Here is a 14,909-nt window from a genome sequence, read left to right as displayed (position 1 = left end):
ACAATTTTACGTGCCTTCAATACTTAATAAAACCTATATAAAAACATTAATTATTCCGAAAAAAGGTATAAATCACCAATCCGGTGTTTAACATAGTAAACACCATGCCATATATGGTTGCATTCATTTGGAACGATCTGCCTTTTAATGGAGGTGCATAAATTATATCGTTGGGCATAACATAATAATAATCAGAACCTAAAATACTCATATCTGAAAGTGAGAACTCTTTTATTACAGGTCCGTACTGCGTAGGTCGAATTATTTGCACCTTTTTTCTATTACTATACTGGGTCATATCACCGGCCATAGCTAGGGCTTCAAAAATATTAACCCTATCCTTGGTTAGTAAGTACCGCCCTGGTTCCATTACCTCACCAATTAAACTCACGTGGTTATTTACTAACCTCACTGAAATAGAGGCGTCTTTTACATAACTACTAAAAGTTGAATCCAATTTAGTCTTTATTTCAGCCAAAGATTCGCCTTGTACTTTGACTTTTCCAACAAACGGGATTACGATGTTACCCTCATTATCTACAGGGTACCCTTGTAAAACAGCACTTTCTTGAGTTATAGCTCCTTCACCACCTACAGAATTAAATATTTCTGACCACTTAGGATCCGGAGTAACAACACTGATATACAAATTATCGTAGGGCATAATCTTATATGCCTGCCCGTGACTTTTTACACCAAATTGTTCATCTATCTCAGTACTAATATGTTTTGAATATTTTAAATATGTAAGTTTTTTGCTCGATACACATGATGTACTTACTACACATAAATAAACGAGCCCAATGAATAATATAAAATTTAATTTTTGCATAAATTATTGTTTTACAATGCCCTCTTTCACCACTTAAAATGAACAATCATGATAAATTATCACGTAAATAATTAATAATTAATTGTGCGCAATTTCCTTTCCCGTATAAGTTCTTATCAAAATTCAATGTTTGCTTAGTAAGCTTTTCATATTGTTTTACGATAGTAGATAAATCAACAATAATATGATTGCACCCTGCTTCCACAGTTTCCACCCACTCTGTTTCATCACGTAAAGTCAAGCAAGGAACTTTATGAAAATAAGCTTCCTTTTGAACACCACCACTGTCGGTAATAATCATTTTCGCATTCTTCTCTAAAGCAACCATATCCAGATATCCAACAGGATTTATAAAGGATATGGTAGAATTACCAAAATCGTAATCGATACCTTCCAATGCTTTTTTTGTTCTTGGGTGTAATGGTAAAATCACTTTCTCAACGCGTGCAATCTCTTCCAATTGCGAAAAAATCCTTTTTAAACGGTCAGTATCATCCGTATTTTCAGCTCTATGCACAGTAGTTAATATATAATTACCAACATATAAACCATAATCATTTAAAGCGTTAGAATTCTTCCCTGCCAATTCCCCGTAGAACAACGCAGCATCATACATAACATCACCAACATTAACTACATTAGACGTAATTCCCTCCTTAGCCAGATTTTCAACCGCAACTTTTGTTGGTGCAAATAATACTGACGAGATATGGTCAGTTAAAATCCGGTTCTGTTCTTCGGGCATACGCATATTAAACGATCTTAAACCTGCCTCAACATGAATTACCGGAATATGAATTTTTGAAGCAGCTAATGCACCAGCCAAAGTAGAATTCGTATCACCATACACCAAAACCCAATCAGGCTTTTCTTTAAAAAGAATTTTTTCAATCTCTATTAACATAAGTCCTGTTTGTTGACCATGCGAACCACCCCCAATCCCAAGATTATAATACGGTTTAGGTATAATTAACTCTTTAAAAAATATATCTGACATATTACTATCATAGTGTTGCCCGGTATGTACAATGACCTCATTAATATCATTATTTCCATTAATCAACCTAGATATTGTTGCAGCTTTAATAAATTGAGGCCTTGCTCCAATAATAGTAACTATCTTCATTTTATGATTACTTTATATCTTTAATAATCTAACTTATTTTTCAAATGGATGTTTTGCCAAAGGTTTTTTGGCAAACGGATGATAATCGCCAATCAGTCCAACCGGTTTTTCATGACGGATCGCATGCACAATTTCAATGGCCTGACGAGGTTCATCTATACCATAACCGTTTCCTGCCAATATTTCCTCATAACACCTTGTATGTAAATCCGTAAATCCTCCGCTAAACTCTAACTCTTCACCTTCAATTGTGATGGAACGATAAGTTCTTTGGCCTTTCGCAGCCATCTCTTCCGGTAATACCTCGTCGTTTATCGATAAAAACCAACGTACACGAGCATTTTCAAATTCAATATAACCAGCTGCCCTATCGTGGGTATGCACATGTACAATATTTTGTTTTACATTACCAAATATGTAGGAAAGCATATCGTAAAAGTGAACACCAATATTGGTAGCAATACCGCCTGACTTTGAAACATCTCCCTTCCAAGAGGTATAATACCAGTGTCCTCGAGAAGTAATATAAGTTAAATCGACATCATATATTTTGTCTTTGGGTCCATTCTGTACTTTATCTTTCAATTGAATAATGCTCGGATGTAGTCTCAATTGTAAAATATTATATATTTTTTTCCCCGTATCCTCTTGCACCCTTCCTAAGGCATCTAAATTCCAAGGATTTAATACTAATGGTTTTTCACAAATCGCATCTGTACCTCTTCTTAATGCCATACGAATATGGGCATCATGTAAATAATTGGGTGTACAAATACTCATGTAATCCAGATCAACTCCTTTCTCGTACTTTAATTTTTCAATATGTCTGTCAAAACGCTCTGTTTCAACAAAAAAGTCGGCATTAGGAAAATAACTATCCATTATGCCAACTCCATCATATGGATCTAAAGCTGCAACTAGATTATTACCAGTATCTTTAATTGCTTTTAAATGTCGTGGAGCGATGTAACCAGAAGCTCCAATTAAGGCAAACTGCTTCATTGAACTGATTTCTTAACTTTATTTTCAATTTTTTTGTATAATTCATTACTTTCGGGGCATACTGCCTCTCCTTTTTCATCAAATTCGAGTCGATGCCCATATTCACTTATCCATCCCACTTGTTTGGCAGGGTTTCCAATAACCAAGGCATACTCTGCCACATCTTTTGTAACAACAGCTCCCGCTCCTACAAATGCAAATGCACCAATATCATGTCCACAAACCACCGTAGCATTCGCGCCAATTGAAGCCCCTTTACCTACATGTGTTTTTGCATATTGCCCCCGCCTATTTACGGCACTACGAGGATTAGTTACGTTTGTAAATACCATTGAGGGACCTAAAAAAACATCGTCATCACAAGTAACTCCTGTATATAGGGAAACATTGTTTTGTACTTTTACATTCCTTCCTAACACAACTTTTGGCGAAACAACTACATTTTGTCCGATATTACAACCTTCTCCAATTATACAATTACTCATGATATGAGAAAAATGCCATATTTTGGTTCCCTCCCCGATTTGGCATCCTTCATCAATAACTGCAGTTTCATGCGCAAAATATGTACTACTCATGATAATTCCTTTATTGCATTAATAACACTTTCAATTATATAATCTTGCTGCGCAATATTCATTTCTGTATGAATCGGCAATGATAGCACTACATTAGAAAGATGTTCCGTTATTGGAAATGAGCCCATTCCATATCCATCTTTAATATATGCCTTTTGCAAGTGCAATGGAACTGGATAATAAACCATAGATGGCACTCCTTTACTATATAATTTTTCCTTTAACTGATCTCGATCTACCCCTTCTACCTTTAGTGTATACTGATGATATACATGCGTAGAATAAACTGCCCTTTTGGGGGTTTTAATTCCTAATATATCCCCCAACGCCTTATCATATCTTTTAGCTACATTCCCTCGAGTTTTATTATACTTATCCAGCAGGGGTAACTTCACGTTAAGTATAGCCGCCTGAATACTATCCAACCGAGAATTACAACCGACAACTTCATGATGATATTTTTTCTTTTGGCCATGCCCTGCAATCATTCGTGCCTTTTCTGCCAATTTTTCATTATTCATCAATAAGGCACCGCCATCCCCATAACAACCCAAATTTTTTGAAGGAAAAAAAGAGGTACAACCAATATTACCCATTGTCCCGGCCTTCATTACACGTCCATCTGTAAACTCATAATCTGCACCTATCGCTTGTGCAGCATCTTCAATTACATATAAATTATACTTTTCAGCAATCATTAATATGTCTTCCATATTTGCACATTGACCATATAAGTGAACCGGTACTATTGCCTTTGTATTAGGGCTTATCTTATCTTCGATATTATTAAGGTCAATCGTAAATAAATCAGGATCCACATCGACGAAAACAGGCTCTAAACCAAGCAAAGCTATGGCTTCTGCTGTTGCCACATATGTATGCACCGGAACCAAAACTTCATCACCCTGGCAAAGTCCCAAAGCCATCATTGCAATTTGAAGTGCATCTGTACCGTTAGCGCATGGAATTACATAATTACATTTGTTATATGATGCTAAGCGATCCGCAAATTTTTTTACTGCAGGTCCATTGATAAAGGTAGCAGTGCATAACACTTCTTGAATTGAATGATCAATTTCATTCTTGATATTATTGTACTGACCGATCAGGTCAACCATTTGTATATTCATCCATGAAATATTTAACCAGAGAATCTTCTTTTCGTAACCGAATCTTGCAACAATATTTAACCAAATTTAACAAAACATTTCCAAACCTACGCCATCTCAATCCCATTACACATATGAGGCTATGTCGCTATAATTTGTTTTTAAAATTAACAATACTCACCTCTTTTCCTATTTATTAATGATTAACCACTTCCTTTTCTTGCCTAATGTATGTAAAGCCATGATTAGGAATCAAAAGCAATTAATTTCATCCAAAACTCTCATTGCATCTTCCACTTTCATAACCTGACTAATTGGTAAACTTAACACTTCATTATGAATCTTTTCAGTACATATTAACGATAAATGGTTCCACTCTTTAAATGCCTTTTGTTTATGAGGTGGGATTGGATAATGAACTAATGTTTGAATCTCTTTTAGGGATAGATAACGTTGCAATTTATTCCGATTAGGATGACGAATTACAAAAAGATGCCAAACGTGTGAAGGTTCCTCCAGTGTAGGTTTTAAATTATAGTTTTTTGGTAATATTACATCCGGATTTTCGATATTTTCTAAATAGCAATTAGCAATCTCTCGACGGTGTTGATTATCTTTATCTAAGTTCCGTAATTTAATTCTCAACACAGCTGCTTGTATCTCGTCTAACCTGGAGTTTAATCCCTGATAATCGTTAACATATTTTTTTGAAGAACCATAGTTTGCCAATGCTCTTATAACAAATGCCAATTCATCATCATTTGTTGTCACCGCGCCCCCATCTCCTAATGCCCCGAGATTCTTACCAGGATAGAAGCTATGACCAGCCGCATCACCAAAAGCTCCACTTCTAACCGTTGACCAATGACCATTGACCATTGACTGAATGCTGGCTCCTGCTGCCTGCGCATTGTCTTCTATTATTTTTAGGTTATATTTTCTTGCGATTTCTTCAAGATGCCTAGACCAACAAACCTTCCCGTACAAATGCACCACCATGATTGCTTTTGTCCGAGGTGTAATGCACTTCTCTATTAAAGTAATATCTAAATTATAAGTCGTGATATCTGGCTCAACTAATATTGGTTTTAACCGACTATCCGTTACTGCCAGTATAGATGCAATGTAAGTATTTGCCGGCACAATAACCTCATCCCCTTCTTTCATCACTCCTATTTCTACATAGGCCTTTAAAATCAGTCTGAGTGCATCCAAACCATTGCCAGTTCCAATACAATGTTTAGAGCCTATGTAATTGGCATATTCCTGTTCAAAACAATTTACTTCTTCTCCAAACAAATACAAACCACCTTTGATTACCTTTTTTACAGCAAGATAAATTTGTGGCTGATAACTATCTGTTATTTTTTTTACATCTAGAAACTTAATCATTATTATACACCTTACTACCAGGTGATACATACATATTTTATAATTTTGCGAAACAAATATGATCTATAACCATATTTATTTAATTAATTTAAACTCCACTCTTCTATTTCGTTTTTTTCCTTCCGCATGCAAATTAGAATCTACTGGAAATTCTTCCCCCATTCCTTTTGCAACTACCCTACCCTCGTTAATTCCTGCTCCTGAGATATACTCTTTAATCCGTTGGGCCATAAATTGTGCTACATACCTGTTACGCGATTCAGAAACCGTATTATCGGTATGAACCCTTATCTCTAAATTTAGTTCTGGGTTTTTGTGTAACAAACCGATGATCTTATTCAAGATAAGAATTCCTTTGGTTTGCAACACATTACGACTATTAAAATAATCATCAGTCGATACCCCATATCTTTTAACTAATTTATACAATTCTATCTCAGCTGGATTTGTTAAAACAACACAAATTACTTGGGCATTACTAAAACCTTTAGCCAATATATTCTTGTATGTCGGATAAACAGACATAAAATCCATCTGCTCATCAATAACATATGAATATCTCTGTTTTTTTTCATTAAAGACTTCTTTAACTGAATGGTTTAATGGCACATTTTTAAATTCTTGTCCATGTAATGTAAGTCTCTCTTCTGAAGTTAGAAGTTGTAATCTATAAACAACCTCCTTATCACCTTCGCATTTGGCCACATAACTATTGACAACTATATGCTGGTTGTGATTTTCATTGTGAATATTATTTTCATTAGATAAACGAGCCAGATATTCCTTTTTCTCCAACTCACCTTTAAAAACAATTATCTCTTTAGAAACAGCGCTTTTTCTTATTTTTTCGTCAACTCCTGTTTTAAAAATAATCCCTAACTTTACATTATGTTGCCCCGGAACTTTAAACACATGAGTAGTTTCAGCGCCATTTACTAATGTTGTGTCATCCATTTGCCAATAATAATCTAGTATCTCGCAACCAGGGTAATTCGATTTCAACCCGTCAAACTTTATTTCTTCTCCAACTACAGCGAAATCCTCCGTATTTATATATGGTTGTTCAATATCCATCACCGTAATTACATATGAACTCTTATGAAAATACAGCTGTTTAGTAGACCTGTCAATTAGATTAACTTTTACATTATAATCACCTTTTCCATTGAAACACCTTTTAACCTCTTTTCCATATAACTTTACCCCATCCTCAAATTCCCATTCATATTGAAGTCTAATTGTATCGATCTCTAAAGAACCTGTATCGGAAAGTGATACACAATAATTGTTTTTTAGTTGTGAATGACTAAACCACACTGGTTGATTTAAAGTTTTAAAACTATAAATATCAAACGTTTTCTCTCTATTGGATGAAAAATAGCCATTGGTCATCAACGTATCTGTAACAATGCCAAAATCATCATATTGGGAGTTAATTGGAGATTCAAGTCTAACAGGAGGATACCAACCTAAGTCCTTTTGTTTTGTGACGAAAATATCTTTACCTCCTAAACCAGGATGTCCATCCGATGAAAAGAACAATTCACCAAAATGATTTACGTATGGATATGATTCGTTTCCTGAAGTATTTATTTGTGATCCCATGTTAACTGGCTCTCCCCAATTACCATTTATCCATTCACAATAATAAAGGTCCGCCCCTCCATAACCATCAGGCTTATCCGAGGAAAAATACATTCTGGACCCATCAGGTGACAAACAAGGCGTAGTTACATTGAACCAGTCGTTATTAATCCGGAATTCACTAATTCTACTCCATTTGCCATCATGTTTAACAGCTCTAAATATTCCCAATTTATTTCTGCTGTATGCAACATGTTTAGATTCCTGCCCTATTATCATATTTCTCGAATAATAAATGGTATTTCCGTCTGAACTAAAAGTAACTGGTCCATCATTATACTTCGATGTTATTTGCTTGGATAATAAATTGGCATTCCTCCAACTACCCAATTTATCACTTTTTATATAATAAATATTAAATTGGCTATTGCTCTTATCATTCGAATAATACACCAATGAAGAGCTCCTTATATTTGAACAAAACACGATTCCGTCCTTATAAAGCACGGGAGCAAACTCATCATATTTTTTTGTACTAAAAGAAGCCTTTTTTACTACATATAAACCTGACTGACCGTTCAGTAATGACAAGCTAAACAATAATATGGCTAAAACAAAGAGTTTTATATTCATAAAAACAAAGGTAAGTTAAATGCACAAATCTCAAAACATTAATGGATTTGGTGCGTCAACTTTATACTTGAACAAATACCTTAGTATTATTTCGTGGGAACCGTTACTGTATCGGTTTAACTTGCTTATTTCAAAATTAAAGCTGTAGGCGACACTAAATTGACTTGTTGGATTTACTTGCAAAAGAGTAACAATGGACCTATCGTTCCGATAAGCCCCCCCGAGCCAGATTCTATTATTATAACTTACAAGAGCATTAAAGTCGTACTGCAGCTTTTCAGTTATCTCCCTTGAAGTATATTGAAAAAGCAAAGAAGGATGTAGATATATGGATTTACCTATTCCAAAACTATAACCTGTATTCAACAGATAAGAGTATTTACTGAAATCATTTTCCGATACATATTTATCATTGGCCATATCAAAATTATAATCCAATAATTTTGGTATTGAAAGACCAATAAAATAATTTTTAATTGTGTAATGCACACCGAAACTAAAATTGGGTACTATATAATTCTTTGAATCTTGTAAGAATATATCATCATCTAAATCCAAAGCGATCAAATCCCCAAAAGTTGTTTTCGTTATTTTTACATCCACGCCTAATCCAAAAGACAAAACACTATTCGGCATTAAAATCCGATATGCATAATTTGTTTTTATATGGTTCTCATTTGTCACACCATAATCATCACTCTCTATCATTAATCCTAAACCCAGTGTTTGATTAAACACGGGGGCATCTAAGCTAAATGCCATTGTTTTAGGAGCTCCCTCCACTCCTATCCATTTTTTACCATAGAACAAAGAAAAATGAAGCGCATCATTACCCCCGGCAAACGCCGGATTTATGGACATAGGATTGAAAATGTACCGTGAATTACCGACATCGTTTTGTCCGTTGCAATCAAAACACATGATTAACAATGTGGACAATATAGTTAGAGCCTTTTTCATTTTGAGCGTACCCTTAATTTATCTCCGAATAACAATATAGCCACTATGTGCCTTCCCAAAAGTAGGTTTAAGGGAAAAATAATAAGTATCATCCGGCAATGGATTGCCACTTTGGTCCACCCCATTCCACGAATTGTCATATTGGCTGTTTTTATAAACTTGTAGTCCTCTCCTATCAAATATTATTAATTCGGTTTTACCCAACGTTTCAATTCCCCTAATTATAAATTTTTCGTTTTTACCATCAAAGTTAGGGGTTATTAGTGTTGGTATAACTAAATCTTTAATTTTTAAAACCAGATAATCTTGTGAAATTGGACATACTTCATTTGAAACCGTATAACTTAAAATATTTGTCCCAATGGATAACCCTGAGACAATATTAACTGGAGCAGTATCGTCACTGAAAACACCTGTTCCTTCAATAACCTGCCACTTACCTACCTCATGGTCTTTCAGTTCTGAAGCTTCCAATTGAAATTCAAAGATATACTCCAATTCCATATCTTCCCCTACTTCTGCAATTGGTTGCTGCCATGCATCCACAATTACTTCATCGTAGTTGGTACATCCAAAATCATCCGTCAATGTTACTCTGTAAATCGTTTCTTTCAATGGTGTAGCAATTGGGTTACTTATATTTGCATCATCCAAAGAAGAAGCTGGTTCCCACACAAATGTTCCATCTCCTATTGCCTGAAGCTGAACACCATACCCAAAACAAACAACGGTATCCTGACCAGCATTTATAGTAGGTATTTCATTAAACACAACCTCTACAATATCGTGCGATTCACAAACATGGTTAATAATGGTCCATTCAAATTGGTAAGACCCTGTTTCGCTTACATTTACTTCAGCATTAGGATCTTGTGCATTGGGGCTGAAAACTACTTCCGCTGGACCGTCTAGCAATCTCCAGGTACCTGCACCTGCGTCACTATCCGCATTTAAATTGGCTTCGAACCCGCAAACAGAAAAATCATCACCTGCAAAAGCAGATGTACCTTCAAGGAAATTGACTTCAATCGAAGCCATATCCGAGCAAGGCCCATTTTCCTCGGTCCAGGTAAATTCATACATGCCAAATTCATCGACGCTGACTTGTGCATCTGGAGAATTAGCATCCGGTGTAAAAACTGCATTACCAGGTCCGGATGACATAGTCCATGCTCCGGAACCATAACTTGGTGTTGCATTTAGGATATAACGCAGCCCGCAGTTATTGCCACCCAATCCGGCATTTGCTTGCGGAATTTCAAAAACCGAAACGAGAGCACTTCCTTCTTGCTGGTTAAAACAGGAGTTATTTCCAGCTTCACTCACACTTACCAGTTCGTATAAATAATCTCCGGCATTATCCGTTGGTACATCTATAGCAACACTATTTCCTTCCTGGGTAGTTATAACTTGAACGCTACCTCCGTTTATCGTATACGTGAATGTGTATGGAGCTACTCCATTTGATCCGGTTAGGGTGATTTTCGGTGGGGTATCTCCTCTACATACTGAAGCAGTACCAGTAATTGAAGCCAATGGCAGATCTTGGACTGTTACTGATGCAGTACCAACTACATTATTCTCGCAACTAATGCTACCTCCGTTATCCTGTACACTTATCAGGTTATATTCAAATACGCCTAAGCCAGCTGTAGGTGCCAAAACAGAAACGCTATTACCTTGAACAGTTGTTACAGAACTAACATCTCCTCCATTAATGGAATAATTAAAGGTATATGGGGCAGTACCTTCAGAACCTGTAAACATTATTTCGGGAGGTGCTTCGTTCAAACAAACAGTTGTTGTTCCTGAAATCTCGGCTTGAGGTAATGAATTGATTGTTATTGTTGCAGTTCCGGTTTGGCTTCTTTCACACTGTGATGCACTGGCATCTCTAACACTTAGTAATTCATAAACCAACTCACCTACCACATCGGTTGGAACATCTACGCTGGTCTCTTCACCCGACGTGGTGCTAACACTCAGCGTTTCCCCTCCGTTAATGCTGTAGAAGAATGTATATGGCGCTGTACCATTATCGCCTCTAAAAATTACTTCCGGTGATTCACTTCCTTCACAAACCTGAGTAGTTCCAATAATGGTTGCGGTTGGTAAAGAATTAACAACAACCGTTGCGCTACCGCTTTGCGATTGCCCACAACTCGATGGACTAGAATCCTCAACCCTTAACAAAGAATAGGTATAAACACCTTCCTGATCAGTAGAAACAGATATTGATGCTGTATTACCGTTTGAAGATGTAATCGTCTGTTCAGCTCCACTATTTATGGTGTAGGTAAAAGTATATGGGGCAGTACCCAGTGCTCCTGTAAACACAACCGTAGGATTATTGTCCGAATAGCAAACGGTAGCTGTACCGCTTATTTGAGCAGTTGGTAATGTGTTTACTGTTATAGTTCCTGTTGCAATACTATTGGCACAAGGACCGGAGGCTGTTGCTGTAAAGTCAAAAGTACCGGCACTTATTGGAATTCCACTAATAGTCAAATTACCATTTTCAAATACACCGTTAACCCCGGTAGGAAGACCAATTACGGTAGCGTTTGTAACAGATCCATCTATCGTATATACAATATCCGCTATTCCGGAGCCTATACACACGGTTTGATTATCATTGGAGGTCGTTAAAGAGATAGTCGCATCCGGGTTAACGATTAAAGTTCCTGATGCTGATTGTGCATTACAAGAACCTACAGGATTAACTGTATAGTTGAATATACCTGAAACAGTTGGTGATCCACTAATGACCAAATTGGGTTCAACGATAGTTCCATATACACCATCAGGAAGCCCGGAAACAGTTGCATTTTCAGTACTACCATCCAACTGAAACACTATATTCTCAACAGGTGTGTTTATGCAAACCGTTTGATCATTGTTAGAAGATGTCAAGGTAACTATAGCGTTAGCGTTTACTGTTATTGTACCCGTTGCCACCACCTCAGAACAGATACCGACTGTAACCACCGTATATTCAAAAACCCCCGATTGTGAAGGTGTTCCATTAATGGTTATCACATTATTATTGTAAGTTCCGCTTACCCCGGTTGGTAATCCTTTTACCGATCCACCTGTAACATTTCCACTGATGGAATACCTTATGGCGTCAATTGAATTATTTACACAAACGGTTTGCATACTGTTATTTGACGTCAAATCAATAGTGGCATTGGGTCGCACACTGATTATTCCGGCAGTTTGCACGTTACCACATGAACTGGTCGCCATAGCTACATAATTAAAAGTACCCGTTTCTGTAGGTGTTCCCTCAATTGTTAATATACTATTGCGATATTCCCCTGTTAAACCAGCGGGAAGCCCTGTTACGGTACCCCCACTCCCACTTCCTCCCACATTAAATGTTATCGGTGTCAATGGACTATTTAAACAAACTGTCTGATTGCGACTGGAGGAAGACAAGGTAATCGCTGGGTCGGAAGTAACCCTTATTGTTCCAATTTCTGTTTCTTGAATACAGGATCCGCTGGCTCTTACTGTAAAGTTAAAGTTTCCGGACACCGATGGCGTACCGCTTATGGTTATTACGCCACTATTGTATGTCCAGTTTACTCCTGATGGCAGTCCTGAAACAGTACCTCCAGTACCGCTGCCTCCAACAGTTATTCTAATTGGGCTTATCGCTTCGTTTATACATACTCCTTGGTTACTGTTATCAGTTGTCAGTGTTAATGTTGCATCAGCTGTTACTGTTAAGGTACCATTTATGCTTGCAAAGGGACATGGATCAGAATCTGTTGCGCTGGCTGTATAATTGAACACCCCTGAAACCGTTGGGGTTCCGCTAATGGTTAATAAATCTGTATCATCATTATATTCATATGAAATTCCCTCAGGCAATCCAATAACACTTCCATTTGTTGCACTACCTCCAATTACATAGGCAATGGGTTCAATAGCTCCATTTATACAAAGAGTTTGATTATTGTTATTTCCTGATGTTAAGCTTATCGTTGCGTCAGGCCGAACTGTAATAGTCCCATCCGCTACAGCTGCAACACAAGTTCCTGTTGCACTTGCTGTATAATTAAATGTTCCAGCAGCGGTTGGAGAGCCACTAATTGTTAATATACCTTCATTAAAACCAAAAGTTAATCCTTCTGGCAACCCTACCACAGTGCCACTGGTAGCACTTCCTCCTATTGCATAAGTAATATTACTGATCGGATTGTTGCGACATACTGTTTGTATATTGTTATTGGTTGATGTAAGACCTATCGTTGGATCCGATCGAACTATGATAGTTCCGTTCGTTGTTAACACATCGCAATCCCCTGAAGTATCAACCGTATAATTATAGGTTCCGGAAACATTTGGTGTACCACTGATAGTAAGAACTCCCGCATTAAATGTACCTGTAACACCGGTAGGAAGTCCTGTTACAGATGCACCTGTTGCACTTCCTCCAACTGCAAAAGTAATATTACTAATAGCAACATTTCGACAAACGGATTGGTTTTGATTGTTAATTGACGTAAGCGTTATTGAAGGTGCAGGCAATACAGTAATTGTTCCCGTTGCTGTTACGTTGTTACAGCCGCCGCTAGTGGTTACCGTGTATGTTCCGGATTCGGTTGGTGTTCCCGTTACCGTGAATACCCCGCTGTTGTAGGAACCGTTCAGTCCGGCAACACCGGTTACCACGCCGCCCGTAGCATTAGCAATGTTATAGGTAATAGCCGAAATAGCCGTTCCGGGGCACATGCTTTGAGAATTGCTGCCCGAGGCGGAGGTCAGCGTAACTGTCGGCTGGGACCTCAGGGTCACCGTACCGGTAGCTGATAGGTCGGTGCAGCCGCCGCTAGTGGTTACCGTGTACGTTCCGGATTCGGTTGGTGTTCCCGTTACCGTGAATACCCCGCTGTTGTAGGAACCGCTCAGTCCAGCGACACCGGTTACCGTGGCACCCAAAGCTCCGGAGATGTTATATCTAATGGGTGTTACAGTCGTTCCGGGGCACACGCTTTGTGAATTGGTGCCTGAGGCAGAAGCAAGCGTCACCGTCGGCTGGGGCCTCAAGGTCACCGTACCGGTAGCCGATACGTCGGTGCAGCCGCCGCTAGTGGTTACCGTATAGGTGCCCGACGCTGTAGGTGTCCCCGTTATCGTGTAGGCACCGTTGCTATATGTTCCGCTTAGTCCTGGAACACCGGTTACTATGGCCCCCGTGGCGTTCGCTATGTTATAGGTTATGGGCCCTATGGCCGTACCGGGGCACACGCTTTGTGAATTGGTGCCCGTGGCAGAGGTCAACGTCACCGTTGGCTGGGACCTCAAGGTCACCGTCCCGGTAGCTGATACATTGGTGCAGCCGCCAACAGTGGTTACCGTGTATGTTCCGGATTCGGTTGGTGTTCCCGTTACCGTAAATACCCCGCTGTTGTAGGAACCGCTCAGTCCCGCGACACCGGTTACCGTGGCACCCGTGGCATTGGCAATGTTATAGGTAATATCCGTAATTGCCGTTCCGGGGCAAACGCTTTGTGAATTGGTGCCCGACACGGAGGTCAGCGTCACCGTCGGCTGGGGACTCAGGGTCACCGTCCCGGTAGCCGATACGTCGGTGCAGCCACCACTAGTGGTTACCGTGTACGTTCCGGATTCGGTTGGTGTTCCCGTTACCGTAAATACCCCGCTGTTGTAGGAACCGCTCA

General features: G+C 38.4%; 9 protein-coding genes. All 9 read right to left on the bottom strand.

What is annotated here, in order from left to right; translation table 11 throughout:
* Positions 1-46 precede the first annotated feature (46 nt).
* On the bottom strand, positions 47-832 hold the full coding sequence (locus ACRD64_RS14935) for a polysaccharide biosynthesis/export family protein (RefSeq protein ID WP_430934250.1): 786 nt from the start codon (positions 830-832) through the stop codon (positions 47-49).
* 46 nt (positions 833-878) lie between these two features.
* Complete coding sequence (gene wecB, locus ACRD64_RS14930) at positions 879-1,958, bottom strand: non-hydrolyzing UDP-N-acetylglucosamine 2-epimerase (protein ID WP_430934249.1); 1,080 nt, start codon at positions 1,956-1,958, stop codon at positions 879-881.
* Between the two features lie 33 nt (positions 1,959-1,991).
* Complete coding sequence (locus tag ACRD64_RS14925) at positions 1,992-2,960, bottom strand: Gfo/Idh/MocA family protein (RefSeq protein ID WP_430934248.1); 969 nt, start codon at positions 2,958-2,960, stop codon at positions 1,992-1,994.
* A complete protein-coding gene (locus ACRD64_RS14920; protein ID WP_430934247.1) occupies positions 2,957-3,538 on the bottom strand; it encodes an acyltransferase in 582 nt (193 codons plus the stop codon). The genes ACRD64_RS14925 and ACRD64_RS14920 overlap by 4 nt, the downstream gene beginning before the upstream one ends.
* Positions 3,535-4,668, bottom strand: coding sequence for a DegT/DnrJ/EryC1/StrS family aminotransferase (locus tag ACRD64_RS14915; protein WP_430934246.1), 1,134 nt, complete (start codon positions 4,666-4,668; stop codon positions 3,535-3,537). Before ACRD64_RS14915 ends, ACRD64_RS14920 begins: the two co-directional genes overlap by 4 nt.
* 231 nt (positions 4,669-4,899) lie before the next feature.
* Positions 4,900-6,039, bottom strand: a complete 1,140-nt coding sequence (locus ACRD64_RS14910; RefSeq protein ID WP_430934245.1) for a DegT/DnrJ/EryC1/StrS family aminotransferase — start codon at positions 6,037-6,039, stop codon at positions 4,900-4,902.
* A gap of 75 nt (positions 6,040-6,114) precedes the next feature.
* Positions 6,115-8,256 carry a PKD domain-containing protein gene (locus ACRD64_RS14905; protein ID WP_430934244.1) on the bottom strand — a complete coding sequence of 714 codons (2,142 nt, stop codon included), beginning with the start codon at positions 8,254-8,256 and terminating at the stop codon, positions 6,115-6,117.
* 30 nt (positions 8,257-8,286) lie between these two features.
* Positions 8,287-9,216 carry a PorP/SprF family type IX secretion system membrane protein gene (locus ACRD64_RS14900; protein ID WP_430934243.1) on the bottom strand — a complete coding sequence of 310 codons (930 nt, stop codon included), beginning with the start codon at positions 9,214-9,216 and terminating at the stop codon, positions 8,287-8,289.
* A gap of 18 nt (positions 9,217-9,234) precedes the next feature.
* Positions 9,235-14,909, bottom strand: a 5,675-nt coding sequence (locus tag ACRD64_RS14895) for a gliding motility-associated C-terminal domain-containing protein (protein WP_430934242.1), incomplete at its 5' end; no start/stop codon positions are given.

Origin of the sequence: Saccharicrinis sp. 156, assembly GCF_050589685.1 — a bacterium.
Taxonomy (GTDB): Bacteria; Bacteroidota; Bacteroidia; order Bacteroidales; family Marinilabiliaceae; genus Saccharicrinis.
The sequence above is the reverse complement of the archived record's forward strand: the minus strand, read 5'-3'. Positions and strand labels throughout refer to the sequence as shown.